Below are 23,931 nucleotides of genomic sequence, written 5' to 3' on the forward strand. Positions count from 1 at the left end.
ACTAGTTTTGAATTGTTGGACAAATTGTTTAGAGTTCTTAGCACCAATTATTTATTCACTGCAGCTTCCAAGGTTTTTACCTGCATTTTCAACTCTTCTACTGTTTTTGAATGTGATTTCTCTAATTCATAACCTAACCAAATAAATCCACTACTAAAAATCGTAATTACCCCAATCAACACACCTGTCAACCACTTGATTCGAGAACGAAGATGTTTGATTTGCTGACTTTTTTCTTGGTTCGCTAATTCTAATTCTAATTCTAATTCTAATGTTGGGTTTGCCGTTGTTGCAGCTTCTAGCTGTGCATTTTGTTGAGGAATGGTTGTTACTGGTTTCTGTGCTTTTTTCTTAGAAGCTGTATTAAAAGAAACCTGCTTATAGAGCCATTTGGTGATTAACGGAGGAAAATTTTTCAGAAACCATCGCCAAGCGAAGAAACGGAATGCGGGCTTGGACATTCTACTAATTGGTTTTAAGATTTTTCTTAAGGGACCATAGCTAAATTTTTTATTGATTAGATTAACTGAAGCTATATCATAAAGACTATCTATTATAAGTTTTATTGTTACTTCTTCTCTATTCGATAAATTTTGTAAGAGTAAAAAAACGTCGTGCATACGTTCTTTCTCTTGAGTTTTTTCCGCTAATACATCCGGCAATTTCTCTGTTTTTACAAGTGATTTATGCATTATATTTGACCGGCAGCAATTTATATTTTTAAACGGCTTATTGTGATGAAGACTTTATTTTAAACATCATTAAGTCATTTAAAACATTATTTTTTATTAATTAATATATTATTTAGCACAACAATATTATCTTATCGCGATTATTTTAATTTTATTCATAATCCTTAGTATGAATCAAGTTATATCGTTGGGATATTTTATAACCCAACGATAGGAAGAAAATAAATAAAATACGTTGCAAAAGTTACAGAATAATTGGAATTATTTTGCTGTAATTTTTTTCCTGTTAGAAGTTATATCCTAAACCAACAGTTAGATCGAATTCTGTATCACCCAAAAATAGTACATTTGCAGCGGTTGTAGCGGTTAATTTAGGTGTAAGTTTAACATCCATTCCACCGGTTAGCATCAGGTCTGCATCTCCACCTGAGTCGAACGCTTCGCGGAACGCCTCTTAGGCGTTTATCGCAATTCCTCCACCTGCATAGGGTTTGATTTTACCGTTTAATTCTCCTAAGTCTCGATCGACCTTTGTTATATCTATAGTTGCAGGGATACGCAAATCCAAGTCACCATTGCTGAAAACGGCTGAAGGTCGAATAGATAAGGTTTTGGAGCGACCTAGATTTAGTAGTTTGACTTTACTGATGATTGCTGCATCTATAAAATCACTGTCTCCACCAATAACAGTTCCCAAACCTATATAGTTTTCACCTTTTGTGGAAGTTTTTTGATTACCGTTAAAAGTTTGAGCTAATTTTTGCTCTCCTGCGAAAGTAGATAAGGAGGTTGCAAGTAATGCAGAAACAGCGAAACTAACGGAAAGTAATGGATTAATAGTGAATTTCATCGTTTTATTAACAGGATTAATGAGATTCTTGAAGTGCTAGTTTGCGGGCTCGGAAATCTTAGAAAAGTAGAACAGTAAAATATCAAATGCTATGAACATCTAGTTCTGTTTCATAGCTGAACTAGAAAACGATATTTTTTCTCGTGAATACAAGCTCTACTAATTAAATTGACTGTGGATGATAATGCTAGAAAACTGATGAAACAGAAGCAATCAAACTGGAGGGCTTTAAAACTACTTCTTAGTAAATAGCAGATTTTGAGAGGAGAAATAAAGGATAATTTGTACTACAAACTCAAATTTAATCTTTGGATATTCAAAATGTTATATTTTGACTAATTCTCCGATTTAATTAAGAGTCAACGTTAGGAAATCCTAGATTTGTTCGGCTAGCAACAGAGAATAGGAAACAGTTAACAGATAGCAAAAAATATCCTAATTCAAAAATCTAGTTATATGAAACCTAATACTATGAATTAAAAATGTAGGTAATTTGGGAAAAGGTAAATTATAAACTTGTGCTGTGTTTGAATAAAACTGTGTACTGGGAACTATGATTGTTGGAGGTCGTTATCCCACCGCTTTAATGTCAGTATATATGAGATAAATATGTGATATTTATGGAAATGTGCCAATTATTTTGGTGTCATCATATAGCGCTACGCGCAAGTAAAAAGTTTGTTGTTTGGTTTCATAGTTTACCTATGCCCTAACCTATTTACGTGGTGCCATAAATTAGTTTTACCGATTCACTGAAGTAAATAGATGTATGCAATAAGACAAGAAGTTAGCAGCACCAGTAAATTGTCCTGGGCTACTGATAGTCAAACGGTAATCATAGTGCTACGCCCAAGTAAAAATTAAAAACAGACCGCGCCTATGGCGTTAACGGATCCGTAGGTCGCAGCTAGAGGAAAGGCGCACCTAACGGTGTAAGCGCAGCCATACCGTTAGGTTTAACGCCGTCGCCGCAGGCTCTAGGTATTGCGTGACCGTAAGGTCATAATTTTACGTCTCTACATTTGGGAATTTAAAAATGTATTTGATTCAAATGAAAACCGTTATATTATCTCAGGTCATTACTGTAAATATAAAAGTTCAAACTTAAGTTGTATTATTATGTTGAAAGTCTGCCCTAAAGAAACTGTATACATGCATACCCGCGACGGAGTACGTTTGGATGCAGATGTGTATCGCCCTGATGCGGTAGGGGAATTTCCTGTATTATTAATGCGTCAACCCTATGGTAGAGAAATTGCATCAACGGTAGTCTACGCCCATCCAATTTGGTATGCTTCTCAAGGTTATATTGTAGTAATTCAGGATGTCCGGGGACGAGGAACTTCCGAGGGTGAATTTAAATTATTTGCTCGTGAAATTGAAGATGGTGAGGACAGTGTTAATTGGGCTGTAAATCTACCTGGTAGTAATGGAAAGCTGGGAATGTATGGCTTTTCCTACCAAGGAATGACCCAGTTATACGCTGCTGCTGCAAAACCAGCTGCTTTAAAAACTATTTGTCCAGCAATGATTGGCTATGATCTATATACTGATTGGGCTTATGAAGGTGGAGCATTTTGTTTACAAACTAATCTTGCTTGGGCGATCCAATTGGCGACAGAAACAGCCAGGATAAAAGGGAATACACAAGCTTATCAAGAATTATTCACCGCTGCTCGTAATTTACCTTTGTATGACCATAATCCTGCACGTCCGGAAGTTCTGAAGAATTTTGCACCGGATTCGTTTTATCATGATTGGTTAGAACATTCACATTCAGATGAATACTGGGAAAAACTTTCACCCAAAACATATCTTCAAGATGTAGATTTACCTATGTTCCATATTGGCGGTTGGTTTGATGCTTACCTGCGAGGTACTTTAAATTTATATCGAGATATGGTGGCGCGAAATAGTCAACGTCAAGAATTGTTGATTGGTCCTTGGACCCATTTACCCTGGGGTCGTCAAGCTGGTGAAGTTGACTTTGGGGTAAAAGCTGCAAGTCCAGTAGATCAAATGCAAATCCGTTGGTTCGACCGATTCCTCAAAGATATTAATACAGGAATATTTGAAGAACCCACCGTATGTTTATTTCAAATGGGTGCAAACAGTTGGCAGACTTTTTCTGAATTCCCTAATCCAACCCATAAATCATACCATTTCTCAAGTACGGGACTTGCTAGCATCCGTGAAGATTCTGGTCAACTGACAACGAATCCCGATGATTATATCCTAGATGCGGTTGATGCTTTGGTGCACGACCCTTGGCGACCGGTTCCTTCTTTAGGTGGTCATGCTGGTTTACCTGGAGGTTCTTTTGAGCGATCGCACATTGATTGTCGTAATGATGTTTTAACCTACACTACTGCTCCTTTAGATTCAGCATTAGATATTGCAGGTGAAGCTATTGTTGAAGTTTGGAGTGAAGCTGAGAGTACGAGTTATGACCTTTGCGCTGTATTATCCCAAGTATATCCTGATGGGAAAGTATATAACTTGACTCAGGGTTATTTTCACTGTGATCGTGAATCTAATTCCCAACCATCTAATCCCAAACATATTAAATTACAGGCGACATGTGCAAAAATTACTAAGGGTAATGCTTTAAGACTTAGTTTGAGTGCAGCATGTTTTCCTGCGTATGTTATGAATACAGGTTCAAATTTACCGATGAGTTCTGCAACTTTGCAAGACGCGAAGATAATTACGGTGAAAATCTATAGTGGTGGGGAAAAAGCTTCTAAACTGAAGTTACCAATTGTTTCAGTTTCCTCTTAAGATTTTGAATAATTCTTGGGTAGAGCAATTTGGGTAAGGTAGTAAAATAAACCTATATGTAGAATAACTTTTGGTTTTTATTACCCATTACCCATCACTCATTACCCATCACCCATTACCCATTACCCATTACCCATTACCCATTACCCATTAAAGTAAACGTAACTGTGTATTTTCAGTACTAGCAGAAACTGTTTCTTTCTGTTCGGTTTCTTCCTCTTCTTCTAATTCTTCCTCATCATCCCCAAGCAATCTCTGAGCTGCATCCATCATCAGATCTGCAATATCTTGCAAATCTTCGCGATTATTTAAATAAGTTTTCAACGCATCCATGGGGTCAATACTACTACTAGCGCTTAATTCCGGAACACGGGGACGGGCTAATTGACTGACCAATTCTGGATGAATAGTATAGGTATGTGCTGAACTTAAAGCTTCATGTAGCGCAGATGTATCGATTAAGTCCAATTGTTCGGAACGAATTTTGTAGATTAACCTTACCACAGCATCTTCAATTTCCTGTTTTGCGATCGCTTTAATTATAGCTACTTGGGGGTCTTTTGCTTTTGATGTATCCACTTCAATGGTAGAAAACTTACGTACCGGTAAAGAACAAAATTCCCATTCCACCTTACCCCTTTCCATCTCTACGATCACATAGCCCTTATCTTCCTTTTCTTCGCTAAAATCAACCCTTTCAATACTTCCGGGATAAATTACTGGGGGGTCATTAGTTTTGTTCAAATTTTGATGACGGTGAACGTGTCCTAAAGCTACATAATCAAAACAAGGACGGGTTAACAATGACATTGGTAGAGTAAAACCTTTACCTACAGCCAAAAATCTTTCCGCACCCAAAGTTGCATTATCCGCCATTAGATGTGCTAAAAGGATTGTGGGAACATCCGGATTTAAACGCCGAACTTCTGCTTCTAAAACTACTCGCAAGCGTTCCGTTAAAAGTTGATTGACTTCTGCTAAAGATAAACCATGGGTTTCTTTACGAGTCATTAAACTCGAGCGGGTTAACCAAGGTAAAGTAATTACTTGTACTGGACCGTTACGAGTTTGAAGGTGATGAGTTGTTAATGTATCACCAACCACAAATCCTGGTACTCCCAAAGTACGGTAAATACATAGGCTTGCTCCACCTTGACCTTGGGAATGTTGATCGTGATTGCCCACTAATAATACTGTAGGAATTTGAGCATCAACTAAACGGCGGAACTGTCTTGCAAAAGCCTGTTGCACGTATGGTGGAGGAGTCGCATCAGGGAAAGCATCACCACCAAAAATTACCAGATCCACAGGTTCACCATTTGCTTCTTTACCGATCGCGCGATCGATACACCTTGCAAGGGTACCCATAAAATCTTCTAACCTACTATTTAAACCCGTTTCCGGATTAATACGTCCGTGGGTGAAACCACTTCCCATATGAATATCCGACAGATGTAAAACCTTAATCATAATTTTTAGTGCTTAGTAATTAACTGTTGCTGTTGATTAACCTAAATTTCAGCATTATTTTTCTATCTACCCAAATATTCGCATATCTGAAGTTAAGCGATTTAAAATCCCATAATTAAGTGCCATTTCTGTATATACGTTTGTTTGTGTGGAACTGCAAGATGATTTACGTATACATCAAATTTTTGTTACATGGTATCACTATAAATATTAAATTATTATTTACTTTAATCATTCAAAATAATTACTTAACAAATTAAAGTCATATATTAAACCCTTCAATATAAGACTTATGTCTATAAAGGCTATTCAAGACGAAATAAAACGATTAATCAGATTTGACACTTATAAGTAGATAAACATTAATATTGCTTTTTATACTATTTTTTTCTCTATTCAAATGTTAATCCCCATAACTATGTGCTATTGCAAACAGTAAATTTACTGCTAGTATATACAACTACAAACACTAAGAAATATGAAATAAGTTTAAGTTTTAAATTGTTTTCATAGATAAATATACTTAAATTGCTATATTAAAAATAATTCTGATAGACTGGAATGTTAATAAAATGAACGATTCAAAAGTTCCTAGCGAGTTAGGCATCATTGTAGTTATGGGAGCAATGTTAGTGATTACAAGTGCCAGTATTATCGTCATAATGAATATGTTTTAGAGTCAGAAATAGCGTATTTTCATAAAAAAATAAATTTACTCCCTCCCGATATCGAGAGGGATTTTAAATTGAGCGATCGCATATTTAGTTACTATATATTTGGCGTGATTTATATATAAGTTATTAGTGCTAATCTACAAGTTGTTTAATTCTCGATCTAGCCTGTGAATTATGCAACCCAGTAAGAGATTGATTTACCTCGGATCTAAATTTAGTATTTTTCTCTTCGCTACGATATTAACTACTTTGACTTTCTTGACCATCGCTTCATTAATACCGAGAAAATGGAATTATTCTGCAAAAAGTGCTTGCAATACTAAAGTTTGTATTTCTGATACAGGAATTCACTCCAATATCATAGTACCGACTAGAAATAAAATATTTGATTGGCATAGCTATTTATCTGTAGATAAAATCGGCATTGATAATGTTCGCGATTACAATTATTTGAGTTTTGGATGGGGCGATCGCGACTTTTATATGTCAACTCCTTCCGTTGCAGATTGGAGATTTTCTACTACTTTTGCAGCTTTATTTATTTCTACACCTTCCGTTATTTATGTGAAAGGATATAAATCAATACCAGCTTACGCGCAAGTTAAATGTATCAAAATTACTCAAACAGATTATTTACAACTAATTCAGTTTATCCTATCAACATTTAAACAAAACACAAAAGGTCAAAATATCCGTGTTGGGAATGGTCATACAAATAATGCAGGTTTTTATGCTGCAATTGGTAATTACTCAGTTTTAAATAATTGTAACTCTTGGACAGGAAGAGCATTAAGAAAAGCAAACGTCAATACACCGCTTTGGGATGGACTTTCTACTGCAATTATGTTTCATCTCAAAAGTAATTGTAATTAATACAGCTGCTAACTTTTAACTTTTTAATTTTAACTTTTGACTTATGTCCTACAGACACGCTTTGCTAATGACTTGCGTTACCTTGCTAGTTGACGTAATTTTCTACAAACTTCTGTGATGGTTTCAAGACTAGTAGGAGTAATTAAACCATCATGGTGAAAAATATATACCTGATCTTTTTGTGTTGCTTTTAGATTCTTCCAAAAGGGAAGTTTTTTTAATACATTTGGATTAAGATTATCAGACTCAACTAAAAAAATTAGATCGGGGTTTGCTGTCAATATTTTTTCCTGTGAAAGATTTAAATAGCCTGAAAATGGTCTATTTGATTGAAAATCAGCAGTTAAATTTTGATAATTAAATTTGTTTAATAAATCTCCCGTCCAACTATTTTTGTTAGGGGAAGATGTGGGTATTCTACCGGTTAAAACTAAAACTGATTTACCGTTTTTCGGGATATTATCAACACAGGATTGATACTTGTCTAAAATTGGTTGAGGATTAGCACCGATCCGGACTGCTAATTTTTGAGTAAAATTTGTTAAATCTTCCCAACTTCTTATCTCTTGGGAAATAATATCTACTCCTAATTTTTTCAGTTTTGCTAAAGCTTCTGAATGCATCACCTCAGAACCGATCGCTAGATCGGGCTTGAGTGCAATAATTTTTTCCAAATTGACGTTACTGTAAAGAGAAACCTTTGGATAATTAGTAAATTGTGGTTTTTTGTTAGTATCTTTACTATTTGGGATTGCAACTAATTTACTTGCATCTAAATTGTAAATTAAATTTGCAGCTAAAGGTGTTAGTGTTATAACTCTTTGTGGTAAATCTTGTTGTTGATTAGATTTTTTAAATTTAACTACTTGAGAATTTTGATTTTTTACCGTTTCATCAGTAATATTTGAGCAAGAAACGAGATTGAAACCTAGTAGTAGAATACTGACTAAAGCTGCAGAACATCTATTCATAGATCTTACATTCACCAGTTAAAAAATACTAATCTCCTCATTACCAATTACCCATTACCAATTATTCACCCCCAGCTTAGTTTTTCATCGCCAAAGTCAAACCATCACCGATGGGTACCATACTCAAATTAACTCTTTCGTCCTGATGTAATTTTTGATTTAAAGCTCTAATTTTTTTTGTTCTGTTATCTTTGATCGCTGGATCTGCAACTTTTCCCGACCATAATACATTATCTATAGCTATTAAACCACCAGGACGTACGAGTTTCAAAGCTCTCTCATAATAATTATCATAGTTACTCTTATCAGCATCAATAAACACAAAATCAAATGTTTCCGCTTCCCCTGCTTTGAGTAACTTGTCTAATGTTTCCACTGCTGGAGCAACATGCAAATCGATTTTATGGCTCACACCGGCTTTCTGCCAATAACGACAAGCTACTGATGTATACTCCTCACTAATATCACAGGCAATAACTTTACCATCACTAGGTAGGGCTAACGCAATAACTAAAGCACTATAACCAGTAAATACACCAACCTCTAGAGTTTTTTTTGCACCCATCAATTGTACTAGCAAAGCCATGAATTGTCCTTGCTCGGGGGAAATTTGCATAATCCCCATTTGATGCAAACTTGTTTCTTGACGTAACAAAGTCAAAATCTCCGGTTCTCGCAGAGATACCGAAAGCAAGTATTCCCGTAGATTTTCTCCCAAGCCCAAAGTTCTAATTGACATTGTTACTGCTTTTTTTAACAACCAGTTTGTAATTCTATTAGAATTGGAGTTCGTTCACTACAGTGTGGTGTTTATACAATATGTCATTTATTATTCTTAAGCCTTATTGTACGTGTAAGATTTATTGTGGGTATAAGAAAACTGAAAAAATTAATTGATTTAACTATTCATAAGAAAAGAAAATTGCCGCACATACGATTAAAACCAATAAAATCAAAGGAACCCAAAGGTTATTTGCTTGGTACATACACTTCAGAATAATAATTTACAGCAACTCTAACTTAAAATTGTCCGCAAACCTTGACGAATCATTTCTATTGCCTCAGTTAACACTAAATTGCTTTAGATAAGCATTTCCTGTTTTTTTTGTCACTGATTTTTGTGTCATAAAGCATTAGAAAAAATAATTATAGTCATTGAGAAGTTTATGAAAATATAATAAAATAAGTAAATTAACATACAATTTGAAAATCAACTATATGCATGTTCAGGGGGTAAGATGAGCCGTCCGATAATTCTTGGTATTGTTGGTGACAGCGCTGCAGGAAAAACAACTTTAACTAAAGGTATTGCTCAGGTACTCGGTCCGGAAAACGTAACAGTAATTTGTACGGATGATTATCATAAGTATGACCGACAACAACGAGCAGAAATCGGTATTACAGCCGTTCATCCTAACTGCAATCATCTCGATATCATGCAACAACACCTATCCTTATTAAGGACAGGACAACCAATTCTCAAGCCAATTTATAATCACAAAACGGGCTGTTTCGATCCCCCAGAATATATCAAACCTAGTAAATTTGTGATTATTGAAGGATTGCTAGGTTATTCAACTCGTGCTGCTCGCGATTGCTATGATGTCAAGGTTTATCTTGCACCACCAGAATCTTTACGCGCTCAGTGGAAAATCAAACGGGATACCCAAAAGCGAGGTTATTCTCCTGAAGAAGTACTTGAACAATTAAGAAAAAGAGAGCCAGATTCCGAAGCTTATATTCGTCCCCAACGTCAATGGTCGGATATTGTTATTAGCTTCTATCCTCCAGAGGAAGACACCGTGCAAAATAACGGACAACTAAATGTCCGATTGGTATTACGTCCTACCATTCCCCATCCAGATTTTACTGAGATTATCCAATCAACTAATGGTACTTCCATGTCCTCTATTCGGTTAGGTTTAGATAGGGATATGAGTAAACCTGTTGATGTACTGGAAGTTGACCGTCATGCAAACTTAGGACAAGTGAATAAATTAGAGCAAATTATTTGTTCAGATATGCCAAATCTTAAGAGTGTGTGCGATCGCGAAAGCAATCCTGAATTGGGTAAAGTAGCTGGTACAACAGGTGAGACTTTGCAAAGTTATCCACTGGCTTTAACTCAGTTACTTATTACCTACCACATGCTTAAAGCAACTCACAGTATCGGTATCCCGGTATCGGCAATGTAGATAATTAACATGACAGAATATTGAATAAGGTGAGACACTCTATAACTTTCATGATTCCACAACGTAATCTCGTTAGGACATTTACTATATCAGTAGTCTTTAAATAAAACCTCTTCAATTCAAAACCCCCTTAATACCAACCCTGCATTACATGCATAACATTTTTCATATTTTCTCTTATTATCAAAACCGTAACGCAATATTGCATTCATTGTAGTTAAAATGTAACATGCATGTATGTAATCCAAATATTACAGACAATATTCTGTAAACACTATCAAACTTGTAATTGGTTGGTTGATGAGGAGTAAAGAAAATGAGGAGAATTTCGATTGCACAAGATACAGTCAAAATTCTTGACATTGGTAGCTACATTTCTCCTACGGGTAAGGAAGTTAACGTGGGTCAGAGTTTACGCTGCTGCTTAGGTACAACTGAACATTACGAACCTGAAAAGCTCCTCGAAATTCAACAGAAGATTCTTGGTCGTGAACCTCAGTATGAGAGTACCAATTTTGAAGTTAAAAATGAAACTAGTTTGACGGGAGCCCAGAGAATTAGTGCAAGCCAAGAATTTGAAAAAATCTGCGTTCTCAACTTTGCTTCTGCAAAAAATCCTGGTGGTGGTTTTCTTAAAGGAGCACAAGCCCAGGAAGAGAGTTTAGTACGCAGTTCCGCACTTTATAAAAGCCTTTTATTGTGTCCCGAGTACTATGAATTTCATCGTCGTAATGGATCCCGGTTATATAGCGATCGCATGATTTATTCCCCAGATTGTCCAGTTTTCAAAACAGATGATGGAACTCTTTTAGAAGAACCTTATCTAGTAGATTTTATTACTAGTCCCGCGCCCAATGCTGGAGCAATTTTGAGGAATAAACCCACGGACTTAGACAAAATTCCAGAAGTTTTTTATGGTCGAGCGACAAAATTATTGAGTTTAGCTGCTCAATATAATTGCGATGCTCTGATTTTAGGTGCTTGGGGATGTGGGGTATTTAAAAATCAACCTTCTTTAGTTGCTCGGATGTTTGCAGATCTGTTACTCGTTAATGGTCTATTTTGGGGTAGATTTAAAAAGGTTATTTTTTCAGTCTTAGATTCTAGTAAAAATAAAGGTACATTTATGGAATTTGATAAATGTTTTGCTGTTTAAATATCATAAATGTTCTTCATCACAGAATAATTAATGTGATCGCTATTGTATTTGCGATCGCTACTACTACTCGACCACATTAATTTTGATAGGTTTGTAATCGCGCTTTAGCGCATAAAATCATATCTATCCCTGCTGACTCCACCTCTAGACCTTCATATTCAGAGAATACTGCTTCTGCTGTTGGGCTGCGCAATCTATTTTGACTACAAATAAACAACAACTTTTCCATACTATATTTATTGCATAAATTTTGATGCGATCGCAATATTTATGTCTTTTTCTAGTTTTCTAAGAAAGCGTTTGTAAATAAAAAATAAAATTAATATATAAGGGTTTCCTAGGTCTACAAGAGAATATACTTTTTGTTCATTGTTATTAGCGTCCTGTAACGTATGATTTACAAGCAAGAGACATTTACCGACAGATTTTAAAGCTAAAGAAAAACAATTTTCTTAAACAGGACAAAGGTTGATAAGCGAGAAGATGTAGAAACACCCTTGAGAAAAAAGAATTTTCATCTACAAATCGCCCCTATTTAACAAGTAAATTAGATATGGGAGTAAAATTTAAACAAATAAGAACATGTCTAGTGATAAATGTGTGGACTCGGTGTCTTCCCACTTAATGGAGATTATAGGTGAGAAAGATACCGTAAAACCATGGAAAAAATTGGAAATTGAGCAACAAAAGAAGATAGAGAAAGGAATTGCATCTTCCACTCCTCCCAATTGGATGGTATACCCCCATACTCAAGAACAACTAGCTAAAGTCGTGGCTGAGGCTTATCGTCAAGATTGGCGAGTTTTAGTTTGTGGAAGTAGTAGTAAAATTAGCTGGGGCGATTTAGTTGAAGCTGTAGATATTGTAGTTAGTACCGAACGCATCAATAAACTCATTGACCATGCTGTAGGAGATTTAACCGTTACCGTCCAAGCTGGAATGAAATTTTGCGAGTTGCAATCCATATTAGCAACAGCAAATCAGTTCCTTGCTCTCGATCCTGCTGCACCCCAAGATGCGACCATTGGGGGAATTATTGCAACAGCTAATACTGGTTCCTTCAGACAACGTTATGGTAGCGTCCGCGATCAGTTATTGGGTATTAGTCTTGTGCGCGCTGATGGAGAAATTGCTCGTGCTGGTGGTAGAGTTGTAAAAAATGTTGCCGGATACGACCTAATGAAATTATTTACTGGTTCTTATGGAAGTTTGGGTGTTATTACCCAAGTGACCTTTCGAGTGTATCCCACACAGCAAACATCAGAAACAGTAATTCTAACTGGAGATGCAGATAGAATATCTACCGCAGCAACAACACTTCGAGGTTCTGCTTTAACCCCTACTCAAGCTGATTTACTTTCTGCTGAACTGATATCAGATCTAAATTTAGGTAGTAATTTGGGGTTAATTGTTCGCTTTCAAAATATACCTGAAAGTGTTAGGGAGCAATCAAATAGACTATTAGAAGTTGGGGAAAAATTAGGTTTAGAAGGAACCAAATTTTCTGAGTCAGAAGAAAGCAACTTATGGAACAGATTGCAAGAACAAATCTATTTTACTAACACAGATGTCCCAATTGTTTGCAAAATAGGAATATTACCCTCTGCAGCAATGAAAATATTAAATAGTGTGGGTAGAGTTTTAATTCATAACAGCAGTGGTTTGGGTGTAGCCCGATTCGAGCATGAAGGGGAAATACTAAAAATGCGAAATCTTTGTCAAAGCAACAGTGGTTTTTTGTCAGTTTTAATGGCACCTGCATCGGTTAAAAGTAAAATTGACGTATGGGGATATAATGGTAATGCTTTAGAATTGATGCAAGGTATAAAAAATCAATTTGACCCAAAAAATATTCTCAATCCTGGTAGATTTATTTAAAACATAGAGATTGCAAAACTATAGATAATAAATCATACAGGGACAGGCAATTTAGGGGGTTGGTAATTAGTCATGCAAGTTTCAGATAACAATACGAATAATACTAGTAATCATCTAAAAAATAGTGAAACAGCTAGTATAAAAAATTTAAAAGGATTTGATAATAATCGTCCACCTGACCCAAAACTAATTGATAGTTGCGTTCATTGTGGTTTTTGTCTTTCAACTTGTCCCAGTTACCGAGTGATTGGGAAAGAGATGGATTCCCCCAGGGGAAGAATTTATCTGATGGATGCAATTAATGAAGGTGAAATTGCTTTAAATACTGCTACTACAGAACATTTCGATAGTTGTTTGGGATGTTTAGCTTGTGTTAGTACTTGTCCTTCAGGGGTAGAATATGACAAATTAATTTCTGCAACTCGTCATCAGGTTGAGCGTAATTATCCCCGTAGTTTACCGGAGCGACTATTCCGCAAATTAATTTTTTCTCTGTTTCCTTACCCCAAAATTTTAAGATTTTTACTGATTCCACTCTTTATTTATCAAAAGTTAGGATTCCAAAAGCTGGTACGCGCTACTGGTTTATTAGAGCGCATATCTCCTCGTATAGCTGCAATGGAATCGATTTTGCCTCAAATTACCCTAAAATCGTTTCAAGATAATTTTCCGACAATTGTTCCCGCACAAGGGAAGAAACGTTATCGAGTCGGAGTGATTTTGGGGTGCGTACAAAGATTATTTTTCTCTCCTGTAAATGAAGCAACTGTTAGGGTGTTGACAGCTAATGGTTGCGAAGTGGTGATTCCTAAGACCCAAGGTTGCTGTGCTGCGCTTCCCGAACATCAGGGACAAACCGAACAAGCTAAGATTTTAGCTAGACAAATGATTGATAGCTTTGAAAATACAGAAGTAGATTTTATCGTTATTAATGCAGCAGGTTGCGGTCATACTTTAAAAGAATACGGTCACATCTTAGCCGACGACCCTGAGTACCGGGAAAAAGCCGAAAAATTTGCTGCTAAGGTCAAAGATGCTAATGAATTTTTAATTGACGTTGGTGTCACAGCAAAATTATCCCCATTAACAAATGAACCGCTAACCATGGTTTATCAAGATGCTTGTCATTTATTACATGGTCAAAAAATTAGCGTTCAACCCCGTCAACTATTGCGGAAAATTCCTGGAGTCAAGTTACGTGAACCCATAGACGCTGCTTTATGTTGCGGTAGTGCAGGAGTTTATAATATGTTACAGCCTGAAGTGGCAGATGAATTAGGTAAACAAAAAGCACAGAATTTAATCAACACCGGTGCGGATTTAATCACTTCTGCAAATCCTGGTTGTAGTTTGCAGATTAGCAAACATCTAAAGTCCGAAGGAAAAGATATTAAGATTATGCATCCAATGGAATTATTAGATCGTGCAATTAGGGGTGTGAAACTGAGAGATTGAATCTTGGGTTTAAATTTAATTCTTGAAATTTAATTCTTGAAATCTAATTCTTTAAGCCTAAGCCTCTAACTTTAAATTATTGAGGCACAAATCATAAACTTCACACTTGCGTCATCCTACTGCAGTTATAAATCAGAGATGACGCATATTTTTTTGTAAAAATTAACGATAACTTACAGCTAGTATTAATTTCTATTTATTGGATGAGTGATGTAGTAAATCTATTTAAATTATCCATACATAAGATTCCATTCATCAAGTTTTTTTGGCAAATAATATCTTTTGAATTAAGTGAATATTTTTATTCATATGTAAAAGCGTACACTTAATCTTATCTCAAACTTAATTGATTTACTAATATTCTCACACCCAATAAATGATAAAAATCGATACAATAATAAATCAATAGTAATAATTAAGTTCTTGTATCCACACTCTATAAGTCCTGTGCAGCAAGTTGCTGACATGATTCACTTATTCTTATTTCTTAAGTAGCAGCACTTAATACCACTACCAAAATATTGCATCATTCCTATTTTTTGTTGGCATCCAATAGTTGTAGAGAGTCATGTAAATTTATCACGTCAATTATTATTTCATCTATTGCTAAATCAATAAATTTTGTTTAGTATTAAGTTATCGTAAGCATCAATCCCGTTGATGCAAGATGCTTGAATCACTAATAATTTTCTATATATATAAAGTCTCAAATTATATCACTTCATTAAACTTATATTCATCAAGAATAGAAAAATATATATTATTTATTTCGCAAAGAAAAAGTGCCAAAAATGTAACTTTTTTATTTCATTTTTGTCACCTTAATTATTTACATTATTGATTGTTGACAGGAAGCAAGAAAAGCTTCTTGTCATTCAGTAAATAATATTTCAGTGTTGTGAGGATTTAGTTCAATGTCTAATCTAAATCAATTTGACAATTTAATTTCTGAAGAATTAAATTCAGAAGAACAAGCAACTATTTCTGGTGGTCTTTCATTTAATTTTGATGAGCTTGTTGAAACAAACGATGAAGTTTTCTATAAGAGCAACGGAAAAGACTTCACAGGGATTAAGGTCAAATTAAATGTGACTGAAAATAATTACTATTATCCCTACCGTGGTTATCGTTACTTCTAAGTGATAGTATCTAATAATATTTTCACTAAGCCTTATTGTTGGATACCCAACTAAGTACCTTAACTAATTGTTGAAGGCTCTTGTAAGCCTAATTAGTATTAATTTGACTTGTTTAGTCTCTAATTGTATAAACGAGTCAAATGAGGAGGAAATGCTTGTAACTATAAAGTTTAAGCAGATCCTCCTGTTTTTATTTATGAATTATTATTTATAAAATTGATTAAATTTTCTCAACAGTGAATGAATAGTTGGGATTAGTTTTCACTGAGTAAATTATATCAAATCCCTCTTCAATACTTGGTGCAACTAATTTTTTATAAGTTGCTAATATTCCGGGTAAAGGAATTGCTTTTTTCCCCAGACGTTGACTATTACGCTTTTTGCAGTCCTCTAACTTTGACTGAAAATAATAAGCTATAACCTGAATTTTTTTTGCTTTTGCAGGAATAATATAACGACTTCTATCTTCTACAGTTGGATTTGTGTTATCTATGACCAAACTTTGCTTAGCTTCCAAACAAGCCTGAAAGATGATTTGTTCTCGATGTCTGGTCTTAAGCATATCAAGATTGATGCGGATATGAGTATCTAAAAAGTGATCGCGATAAAAAGTAGATTTCCCTGCACCTTGGATTCCAATAAAAATAATTGCTTCCATAAATCAAGTCTTCTTGCGATCTAGTTCATCAAACTTCATATTTTAGGTCTTTGACGTACGCAATACCTACGTTACAGCAATTCTCCTTCCAAAATGAGAATTGCTGCTGTTCTGACTCCTTAATTCTGCTACATTTTCCCTATTCCCTGTTCCCTTTTATTCATTCATATTGTGATAAGTTGCAACTGCAGAAGGTGAAATTCGATTTAAATAACGAAAGATCCAATACTTAAATATGGTATCCAAAATTACTGGAAAAGTTGCAATAAACAGATATATAAAATCATGACTAGCAGGTAATCCCCAATGACGAGAAATTCCTTCTAATACTACTTCCCATCCATGGGGTGAGTGAAAACCAACAAAGATATCTGTAAACAAAATGATAATAAACGCCTTTGCACTATCACTCAGACCGTAAACTATGTGGTCAAAGAAATCTTTTAGTACTGCAATTGAAGGTTTACTAAAGACTAGGAATATAACAAAAGCAGCAACTGAAAACATATCTGCAAAGACATTTTTGATTGCGCTACCACTTTGGCTCTTATACTCCTCAGCAATTTCTCTTGCTTTTCCTTTGACTATTTCATTTACTTCATCAACAGATAAAATTGGTTCATCTCTAATAAAATTCTCAAATATAATTTTTTCTCTATAAGCTCCCAATTCTACTAAAGCTTTTTCCTCCATCTCATAATTGAGAAAAACTTCAGTTTTTTCTGAAGGTCTAAATTCATCTACAATTGGTCCAACAATAATAGCTTTTGACAACTGATGAGTTAGGAGGGGAATAATAATTAGTAATAATAAAAATCTGACAGATACCAAAGTTCTTCTTTGAGATCTGCGAAAATCTTTGACAACATCTTGCTCAGAATTGGGATTTAACTCCACTTGCAAGCGATTAATCGTACTTAAAATAGAACGGGGTAAAATTCCTGTCGCATCAGCTTTACTTGCAACTTTAGATGATTCCGGCTCTATTAAATCCGAAAGTTCATTTTGTTTGGCGGTCGCGGAGTCAAATTTGACTAGTTTAGATTGCTTGCGTTTAGATTGATTGAGTGTAGATTGTCTTAATAGATCCTCATGGCTGGTATCATCGTCAATAGTATTGTATTTGCCAACAACTTCATCAATAAATCTCAACCTTTCTAAAATGAAATTAGGTTCGAGAATTTTGATTTCTTGTTTTTTCAAAGCATTTTGACTAAATTCATTCAAAAAAAAGCGACTAGCCTTAAATTCTGTCAGCCGCATCTTTACTGTTTTGAGATATTTCCTTAAATCTGACTCAAATAAATCAACTATACTGCGGCTATACTGTGTGGATTCGAGGGCAATTCTTTTACCATTAAAATAATTATCTTCGATATTCTTGATTTGTAAAGCTGCTTTGTAAGCTTCTTCCAGAGAACGCTCTGGAGTTGTTAAGTACCTTTTGTAAGCTGACAAAAGAAAAGAGTAAATTTCTCGTCCCCAATCAGAATTTTTCATCTTAGGTAAATTAGAAGAGCATTGCTCGCTATTTTTTTACGTACTAACGTACGAGGTATAGTAACAAATTCACAAGGAGATAATTTGTGACTTTTAACTCTCTTTGGGTACTTGGCTCCAGTCGTAGTGGAAAAAGCACTCGCTTAGTGGAAGAATTTTATAGTTGGCTACAATACAATTCAATTTACAATAGATCATTTGATGCAAGTCAAAAATTGACAAAAAGTAATTACAACAAAGAAACAGAGCTAGATATTGGTCAGTTAGAACCGGGAATTTTAGTATTTTCTGCAAATAATGATAATCGCCAGCAATTAACAGATAAAATCCTGAACAGGACTCAAGGAAAATATCCATTACGAATTAAAACACCCTTAGGTTTCTTTCAAGATGAGGTAATTTTATTTTGGCCTTTGTTAACTCAAACATTGAATTTAAAAGCCCAGTTCCCAGTCAGATTACGTCCTGAGACAGAACAGGAATTTGCGACAAAACTTTGGCGTCCCCACTTAGATGATACAACTTTGCGTAGATTAGGTCTCAATGAATATCGTTTAGTGAGACGAATTTTGGACTTGTTACAATTAGCTGCTTACAGTCAAGTACCCTGTAACGAAATAGAAGAAATTACCAGCAAATCTACTGCAACTGATGAAAATACTATCCAATTGGAACCAAACCTGACATCAGAATTATTATTAAACTGGCGTGAATGGTGTTTGGAACGAGGTTTTTTAACTTATGGAATCATAACTGAACTGTACAACCAGTATTTATTATCCGATCCTATCTATCAACAGCAGTTACTTAGGCGTTATCAAGCTGTTTTAGCAGACGATATACAAGATTATCCTGCTTGTATGGGGAATTTATTTGAATTTCTTTTGGATAATGGGGCTGTGGGAGCTTTCAGTTATAATCCTGAAGGTTTAGTACGTTTGGGTTTGGGAGCCGATCCCGAATATATGGCTCAATTAGCAAGACGCTGCAAAGTTGAAACCTTAGAGCAAGAATTTTTTTCCTCATTAGCTCCCAGTTTAACTAAACCAATGCTGGATTTGGTCTTTGAACCCATGACCTTATCAAGCTTACCCCAGACAGTCCAATCCATCGAAACTACTTCCCGGGCTCAATTATTACGAAAAACTGCTGAAACTATAATTAAAGCCATTGACTCAGGGTCTGTTCAACCCCAGGATATTGCTATAATCGCTCCAGGGTTAGATGCGATCGCTCGTTATACTTTAATTGAAATTCTTCACAAGCAAGGAATCTGTGTTAATTCCCTCAAGTATCAGCGTCCTTTAATTAGTTCGCCGTTAGTTCGTTCTTTACTGACAATTTTAGCTTTAGTTTATCCAGGTCTAGGACGTTTAGTAGACAAAAATGATATCGCACAAATGCTGGTAGTTTTAAGTCGCAAACAGGGAAATGTCCCATCTTCTTTTGCTAACAATGAAAATACCGGCTTAACCACTGAAATAGATCCTGTGCGTGCTGGCTTAATTGCAGATTACTGTTTTAGACCTCATCCTGAAGTTCCTCAATTATTACCAGTTAATGCATACAACAGATGGGATCGTCTGGGATATGGATCGACCAAAGCTTATGATGAAATATTACAATGGTTGGAACAACAGCGCTCTAATTACCAACAACATTTAATTCCCAGTCCGGTATCTCTTTTATACAGTACCATTGAGAGATTTCTCTCTAACATTGCACACACTGCTTACGAACAATTAGCAGCTTTGCGGGAATTACTAGAAACCGCTCAACATTACTGGGAAATTAATACCCGTATTAAACAAATAGAAGCTTCCCAGAATCAGAATAATTCGCCCACCATTAACCGAGGTAATTTAGAAATAGATAATATCGCCCAATTTATTCAACTGCTACGACGCGGTACGATCGCCGCAAATTCTTTTCCTGTTCGTCCCGTGGGACCTGCAGCTAATGCTGTAACCTTAGCAACAATTTATCAATATCGTGCAAGTAGAAGTTTTCATCGCTGGCATTTTTGGCTTGATGCAGGTTCTCCTCTGTGGTCAAAGGGAGGTTCTGCAACCTTATTTGGCGCACCCTTATTTCTACAACATCGATTGGGACAGCCTTGGACAGCTTTAGATGAAACTGAAGCAGAAGAAAACAGACTACAAATGATCTTAGGAGATTTACTGGCTCGCGTTTCGGAAAAAATTTACTTGTGTCATAGCGATCTAGCTGTAAACGGACAAGACCAACTTGGACCCTTTTTACCTCTGGTAAATGCTTGTATTCCAGTCGATGCTACCATAGCGGGTTAGTTATCTGTCATTAATTTAGTTAACAGCCTAGGCAGAGCAGCCTAGCGCTCTTCCATCACTCTCATCAGAGTAAAAAATGAAATCCTTACTGTATAAGACTATTAGCCAAAAGCGATTATTTTATTGATAGTGTTAGAAAATAAAGCTCCAAACCCAGTACCTGTTTGAGATTAAAAAATTGTCTGAGATTTTTACTTCTCCAGAGTGATGGAAGAGCATTATACTGACTAACAAATTGCCAAAACAATATTAATTTTTATGTCATTATTTAATTTAATTGTTATTTGGTTATTCAAATAAATACTGGATACCTATAATTTATAAGCATGGTAGAGTTTATTATTTATATTGCAACGAGTATTGATGGATATATTGCCCGTTCAGATGGGAGTATTGATTGGTTACCATCACCCGAAGACAATGAAGAAGACTTTGGGTACAACAAATTCTATGATTCTATCGATGCTTTGATCATGGGTGCAACAACTTACAAACAAGTTTTAGGATTTGGAGATTGGCCGTACCCAGGTAAAATATCCTATGTCGTAACGAATCGAAATCTATCCACTAAACCTACTGATGTATTGTTCATCAAAGGTGGTGTAGAAGAAGTTCTCAAGAATGTTAAAGAGAAAGATTACAAGCGAATATGGTTGATGGGTGGTGGTAGTCTTATATCCTCATTTATTAATAGAGGTTTAGTAAATGAATACATTATTACACTCATCCCAACAATTCTAGGATCGGGTATTTCCCTTTATCAATCCGTAACAGAGCTAAAACTCGATCTTGTTGATACGAAGTCTTATCCTTCTGGTATTGTTGAACTTCACTATAAAAAAACTTGGGCGTAATCTAATTTTATATTCAAATCTAAAAACTTAAAATCTATATACAGATAGATGAATAAATATACTAAGTCTGTAAAATAGCATCCTGGGCAAAATTTTACTCATGTAAAAATAACTAAGAAAAAAATGGGAAATACGTCTAGGATTGTTTGCCATAGTTCCCTGAAAGGAAATACAGAGTTATGGATTATACTGTTTTAGAGACATTTACAGATCGAATGGATCCATACTTTGTAATTCTCTGTGCGAAATTAGAACAAGAAGAAATTACCTTCCACCTTACTCCATCTCAACCAACAAAAAGAGATCGAAATATTGTTCTTGGTGTTCCGACACAGTATTTTGAACGAGCAGAGAAAATTTATGCAGAGGTCAAAGATTTATCTGTTGAAAGGTTGGATTTATTGAGACAGCGTATAGCACTTAATTCTCGAACTCAAGATCTGCTTGCTCGCAGTCAAGGTAGTAAATTCAGGTTAGATCGGATATTACTCCTGGTTGTAATTATTATGATTATATTTATTGCGATCGCATTCTTTATTATTCGTTAGGAATTCTAATGCAAAGTATAAAAATAAAAGATAATATTAGTGAATTTACTATATTTTACTAATTATGTCCTCAAAATCGTTGGAAAATAAAAATAATATCGATTTTCCAATTAGTTTGCAAAAAGACGGGTATTCGATTAGACATTTGCAGATAAATGATACAGAGTCACTAGCAAAAAATGGGAATGATAAGGAAATTTGGCTCAATATGAGAAACGAATTTCCATATCCTTTTACAAGTACAGATGCAGAAATCTTAATTACTCGAGCAAGAGAAGAAGCCAATACTTTGGTCGTTGCAATTGCAAATGAACAAGAAGCAGTAGGTGTAATTAGTTTATTAATTCATAACGATATTAGGTGTCATTCTGGGGTATTGAGTTATTGGATTGGAAGAGAATTTTGGGGTCAAGGTATAGGAACGAATGCGATTAATGCATTAACTAAATATGCATTCAGCACATTGGGATTAATTAGAGTCTATGCAAAAGTATTTAGTACAAATATTGGATCCATCAGAGCATTAGAAAAAAATGGTTTCCATAAGGAAGGTCACTTCAAAAAAGGAGTTTTTAAGGAAGGGAAGTTCATAGATCAAGTGTTATACGCCAAAGTTATTTAGGTCGGAACAATGGAATAACTTATCTGAGACATGCACAAAACTAAGATATAGTCACCTTCCTTCAGGGTCATTTGTTTGCAATTACTATACTTTTTCCCCAACTAAATAAAAGTGAAGTACAAGTTTGTCTAAATATTTTTGAAGCTGCTTTCAGAAGATATGTAAGGTTAGCTTAAACTTTATGGAGTTATGTGGAAAATGTAATGAAATATTAACACAATGACACAAAATCAGAAGTCAACGGTGGTAATTACGGGTGCCTCTTCAGGGGTAGGTTTATACGCAGCTAAGGCGCTGGCGAAAAAAGGATGGCATGTGATTATGGCATGTCGTAATCTTGAGAAGACTCAAAGAGTCGCCAGAGAAGTGGGGATGTCGAGTGACAGCTATACAATTATTCATCTCGATTTAGCGTCATTGAAGAGCGTGCGCCAGTTTGTTGAGGACTTCAGGAAAACTGGTAGATCCTTAGATGCTTTGGTATGCAATGCTGCGGTATATATGCCTTTGTTAAAAGAGCCATTGCGCAGTGAAGATGGATATGAGTTAAGTGTTGCGACCAATCATCTCGGACATTTTCTTTTATGCAATCTAATGTTAGAAGATCTGAAGAAATCGTCGTCTTCTGAACCAAGATTGGTAATTTTGGGAACTGTGACAGCTAATCCCAAAGAGTTGGGAGGAAAGATTCCTATTCCAGCACCTCCAGATTTAGGAGACTTGCAAGGTTTTGAGCAAGGATTCAAAGCACCGATTTCCATGATTAATGGTAAGAAATTTAAATCGGGTAAAGCTTATAAAGATAGTAAACTCTGCAATGTGTTAACAATGCGGGAACTACATCGACGCTATAGTAATTCAACAAAGATTGTTTTTAGTTCTTTGTATCCTGGTTGTGTTGCAGAAACTGCTTTATTCCGCAATCACTATTCCCTGTTCCGAACCATCTTCCCCTTATTCCAGAAAAATATCACTGGTGGATATGTATCTGAAGAATTAGCAGGCGAAAGAGTTGCAATGGTTGTAGCCGATCCTGAATACAACAAATCTGGTGTCTACTGGAGCTGGGGAAATCGCCAAAAAGAAGGTCGTAAGTCCTTTGTTCAAGAAGTTTCTAACGAAGCACTTGATGATGATAAAGCTCAAAAATTATGGGAACTGAGCGCTAAGTTAGTTGGGCTTGCGGACGAACAAGGTGTGAGCTTTGCTACTAGTGGTAGTTCTGCATAATTATTTGATGCATCAATTTAATTTTTCATTGGTTCCCAAGTTTTAGCTTGGGAACATAATATACTAAGTTATG

20 protein-coding genes and 1 pseudogene are annotated in these 23,931 nt (G+C 35.5%); 12 read left to right on the top strand and 9 right to left on the bottom strand.

Annotated features, from left to right (window positions below; all coding sequences use genetic code 11):
- Positions 1 to 47: 47 nt before the first annotated feature.
- The 3 genes from QNJ50_RS11655 to QNJ50_RS11665 form a co-directional block, all read right to left on the bottom strand.
- Positions 48 to 692 (bottom strand): hypothetical protein, encoded by a 645-nt coding sequence (locus QNJ50_RS11655; protein WP_300635444.1) that lies wholly within the window; start codon positions 690 to 692, stop codon positions 48 to 50.
- Positions 693 to 978: 286 nt separating this feature from the next.
- Positions 979 to 1,101: a hypothetical protein gene (locus tag QNJ50_RS11660; RefSeq protein WP_300635445.1), complete on the bottom strand. Its 123-nt coding sequence runs from the start codon at positions 1,099 to 1,101 to the stop codon at positions 979 to 981.
- Positions 1,102 to 1,146: 45 nt separating this feature from the next.
- Entirely contained in the window at positions 1,147 to 1,542 is a 396-nt protein-coding gene (locus QNJ50_RS11665) for a hypothetical protein (protein WP_300635447.1), read from the bottom strand.
- Between the two features lie 1,152 nt (positions 1,543 to 2,694).
- Here QNJ50_RS11665 and QNJ50_RS11670 point away from each other — a divergent pair.
- Positions 2,695 to 4,323 carry a CocE/NonD family hydrolase gene (locus tag QNJ50_RS11670; RefSeq protein ID WP_300635449.1) on the top strand — a complete coding sequence of 543 codons (1,629 nt, stop codon included), beginning with the start codon at positions 2,695 to 2,697 and terminating at the stop codon, positions 4,321 to 4,323.
- Between the two features lie 150 nt (positions 4,324 to 4,473).
- On the opposite strand, the gene QNJ50_RS11675 is transcribed toward QNJ50_RS11670, so the two are convergent.
- The gene (locus QNJ50_RS11675) at positions 4,474 to 5,793 is read right to left on the bottom strand and encodes an exonuclease SbcCD subunit D (protein WP_300635451.1); all 1,320 of its coding nucleotides are present in this window, start codon (positions 5,791 to 5,793) and stop codon (positions 4,474 to 4,476) included.
- An 848-nt stretch (positions 5,794 to 6,641) separates the two neighbouring features.
- On the opposite strand from QNJ50_RS11675, the gene QNJ50_RS11680 reads away from it, so the two are divergent.
- A complete protein-coding gene (locus tag QNJ50_RS11680) occupies positions 6,642 to 7,340 on the top strand; it encodes a DUF2459 domain-containing protein (RefSeq protein WP_300635453.1) in 699 nt (232 codons plus the stop codon).
- A gap of 77 nt (positions 7,341 to 7,417) precedes the next feature.
- Here QNJ50_RS11680 and QNJ50_RS11685 read toward each other — a convergent pair whose 3' ends face one another.
- Both QNJ50_RS11685 and QNJ50_RS11690 read right to left on the bottom strand, forming a co-directional pair.
- Positions 7,418 to 8,311: an ABC transporter substrate-binding protein gene (locus QNJ50_RS11685; protein WP_300635455.1), complete on the bottom strand. Its 894-nt coding sequence runs from the start codon at positions 8,309 to 8,311 to the stop codon at positions 7,418 to 7,420.
- Between the two features lie 76 nt (positions 8,312 to 8,387).
- Positions 8,388 to 9,050 carry a class I SAM-dependent methyltransferase gene (locus QNJ50_RS11690; RefSeq protein WP_300635457.1) on the bottom strand — a complete coding sequence of 221 codons (663 nt, stop codon included), beginning with the start codon at positions 9,048 to 9,050 and terminating at the stop codon, positions 8,388 to 8,390.
- A 499-nt stretch (positions 9,051 to 9,549) separates the two neighbouring features.
- Between QNJ50_RS11690 and QNJ50_RS11695 the strand changes: the two genes are divergently transcribed.
- Positions 9,550 to 10,506 (top strand): phosphoribulokinase, encoded by a 957-nt coding sequence (locus QNJ50_RS11695; protein WP_300635459.1) that lies wholly within the window; start codon positions 9,550 to 9,552, stop codon positions 10,504 to 10,506.
- 316 nt (positions 10,507 to 10,822) lie between these two features.
- On the top strand, positions 10,823 to 11,662 hold the full coding sequence (locus QNJ50_RS11700; RefSeq protein ID WP_300635461.1) for a TIGR02452 family protein: 840 nt from the start codon (positions 10,823 to 10,825) through the stop codon (positions 11,660 to 11,662).
- A gap of 124 nt (positions 11,663 to 11,786) precedes the next feature.
- On the opposite strand, the pseudogene QNJ50_RS11705 reads toward QNJ50_RS11700, so the two are convergent.
- A pseudogene (locus tag QNJ50_RS11705) lies at positions 11,787 to 11,894 on the bottom strand (phosphotyrosine protein phosphatase); the annotation flags it as partial.
- A gap of 353 nt (positions 11,895 to 12,247) precedes the next feature.
- Between QNJ50_RS11705 and QNJ50_RS11710 the strand changes: the two are divergent.
- From QNJ50_RS11710 to QNJ50_RS11720, 3 genes are all read left to right on the top strand, one after another.
- Positions 12,248 to 13,543: an FAD-binding oxidoreductase gene (locus QNJ50_RS11710; protein WP_300635463.1), complete on the top strand. Its 1,296-nt coding sequence runs from the start codon at positions 12,248 to 12,250 to the stop codon at positions 13,541 to 13,543.
- Positions 13,544 to 13,615: 72 nt separating this feature from the next.
- Positions 13,616 to 14,998, top strand: a complete 1,383-nt coding sequence (locus tag QNJ50_RS11715) for a heterodisulfide reductase-related iron-sulfur binding cluster (RefSeq protein ID WP_300635464.1) — start codon at positions 13,616 to 13,618, stop codon at positions 14,996 to 14,998.
- Positions 14,999 to 15,912: 914 nt separating this feature from the next.
- Complete coding sequence (locus tag QNJ50_RS11720) at positions 15,913 to 16,137, top strand: hypothetical protein (protein WP_300635465.1); 225 nt, start codon at positions 15,913 to 15,915, stop codon at positions 16,135 to 16,137.
- Positions 16,138 to 16,357: 220 nt separating this feature from the next.
- On the opposite strand, the gene QNJ50_RS11725 is transcribed toward QNJ50_RS11720, so the two are convergent.
- Positions 16,358 to 16,795, bottom strand: coding sequence for an AAA family ATPase (locus QNJ50_RS11725; protein ID WP_300635466.1), 438 nt, complete (start codon positions 16,793 to 16,795; stop codon positions 16,358 to 16,360).
- 156 nt (positions 16,796 to 16,951) lie between these two features.
- On the bottom strand, positions 16,952 to 18,295 hold the full coding sequence (locus QNJ50_RS11730; protein WP_300635467.1) for a proton extrusion protein PcxA: 1,344 nt from the start codon (positions 18,293 to 18,295) through the stop codon (positions 16,952 to 16,954).
- 86 nt (positions 18,296 to 18,381) lie between these two features.
- Between QNJ50_RS11730 and QNJ50_RS11735 the strand changes: the two genes are divergently transcribed.
- From QNJ50_RS11735 to QNJ50_RS11755, 5 genes are all read left to right on the top strand, one after another.
- The gene (locus QNJ50_RS11735; protein WP_300635468.1) at positions 18,382 to 20,604 is read left to right on the top strand and encodes a recombinase family protein; all 2,223 of its coding nucleotides are present in this window, start codon (positions 18,382 to 18,384) and stop codon (positions 20,602 to 20,604) included.
- Between the two features lie 326 nt (positions 20,605 to 20,930).
- On the top strand, positions 20,931 to 21,458 hold the full coding sequence (locus tag QNJ50_RS11740; RefSeq protein WP_300635469.1) for a dihydrofolate reductase family protein: 528 nt from the start codon (positions 20,931 to 20,933) through the stop codon (positions 21,456 to 21,458).
- Between the two features lie 179 nt (positions 21,459 to 21,637).
- The gene (locus QNJ50_RS11745; protein ID WP_300635470.1) at positions 21,638 to 22,006 is read left to right on the top strand and encodes a hypothetical protein; all 369 of its coding nucleotides are present in this window, start codon (positions 21,638 to 21,640) and stop codon (positions 22,004 to 22,006) included.
- A gap of 79 nt (positions 22,007 to 22,085) precedes the next feature.
- Positions 22,086 to 22,628, top strand: a complete 543-nt coding sequence (locus QNJ50_RS11750; RefSeq protein ID WP_300635472.1) for a GNAT family protein — start codon at positions 22,086 to 22,088, stop codon at positions 22,626 to 22,628.
- Between the two features lie 219 nt (positions 22,629 to 22,847).
- Positions 22,848 to 23,858, top strand: a complete 1,011-nt coding sequence (locus QNJ50_RS11755) for a protochlorophyllide reductase (protein ID WP_300635473.1) — start codon at positions 22,848 to 22,850, stop codon at positions 23,856 to 23,858.
- Positions 23,859 to 23,931: the final 73 nt, after the last annotated feature.

Source organism: Mastigocoleus sp. MO_188.B34, from assembly GCF_030065675.1.
GTDB lineage: Bacteria > Cyanobacteriota > Cyanobacteriia > Cyanobacteriales > Nostocaceae > Mastigocoleus.

Bases quoted from the DNA above. Each gene is read 5' to 3' on its own strand.
- QNJ50_RS11655 (WP_300635444.1), bottom strand. From the start codon at position 692: ATGCATAAATCACTTGTAAAAACAGAGAAATTGCCGGATGTATTAGCG.
- QNJ50_RS11660 (WP_300635445.1), bottom strand. From the start codon at position 1,101: ATGCTAACCGGTGGAATGGATGTTAAACTTACACCTAAATTAACCGCT.
- QNJ50_RS11665 (WP_300635447.1), bottom strand. From the start codon at position 1,542: ATGAAATTCACTATTAATCCATTACTTTCCGTTAGTTTCGCTGTTTCT.
- QNJ50_RS11670 (WP_300635449.1), top strand. From the start codon at position 2,695: ATGCATACCCGCGACGGAGTACGTTTGGATGCAGATGTGTATCGCCCT.
- QNJ50_RS11675 (WP_300635451.1), bottom strand. From the start codon at position 5,793: ATGATTAAGGTTTTACATCTGTCGGATATTCATATGGGAAGTGGTTTC.
- QNJ50_RS11680 (WP_300635453.1), top strand. From the start codon at position 6,642: ATGCAACCCAGTAAGAGATTGATTTACCTCGGATCTAAATTTAGTATT.
- QNJ50_RS11685 (WP_300635455.1), bottom strand. From the start codon at position 8,311: ATGAATAGATGTTCTGCAGCTTTAGTCAGTATTCTACTACTAGGTTTC.
- QNJ50_RS11690 (WP_300635457.1), bottom strand. From the start codon at position 9,050: ATGTCAATTAGAACTTTGGGCTTGGGAGAAAATCTACGGGAATACTTG.
- QNJ50_RS11695 (WP_300635459.1), top strand. From the start codon at position 9,550: ATGAGCCGTCCGATAATTCTTGGTATTGTTGGTGACAGCGCTGCAGGA.
- QNJ50_RS11700 (WP_300635461.1), top strand. From the start codon at position 10,823: ATGAGGAGAATTTCGATTGCACAAGATACAGTCAAAATTCTTGACATT.
- QNJ50_RS11710 (WP_300635463.1), top strand. From the start codon at position 12,248: ATGTCTAGTGATAAATGTGTGGACTCGGTGTCTTCCCACTTAATGGAG.
- QNJ50_RS11715 (WP_300635464.1), top strand. From the start codon at position 13,616: ATGCAAGTTTCAGATAACAATACGAATAATACTAGTAATCATCTAAAA.
- QNJ50_RS11720 (WP_300635465.1), top strand. From the start codon at position 15,913: ATGTCTAATCTAAATCAATTTGACAATTTAATTTCTGAAGAATTAAAT.
- QNJ50_RS11725 (WP_300635466.1), bottom strand. From the start codon at position 16,795: ATGGAAGCAATTATTTTTATTGGAATCCAAGGTGCAGGGAAATCTACT.
- QNJ50_RS11730 (WP_300635467.1), bottom strand. From the start codon at position 18,295: ATGAAAAATTCTGATTGGGGACGAGAAATTTACTCTTTTCTTTTGTCA.
- QNJ50_RS11740 (WP_300635469.1), top strand. From the start codon at position 20,931: ATGGTAGAGTTTATTATTTATATTGCAACGAGTATTGATGGATATATT.
- QNJ50_RS11745 (WP_300635470.1), top strand. From the start codon at position 21,638: ATGGATTATACTGTTTTAGAGACATTTACAGATCGAATGGATCCATAC.
- QNJ50_RS11755 (WP_300635473.1), top strand. From the start codon at position 22,848: ATGACACAAAATCAGAAGTCAACGGTGGTAATTACGGGTGCCTCTTCA.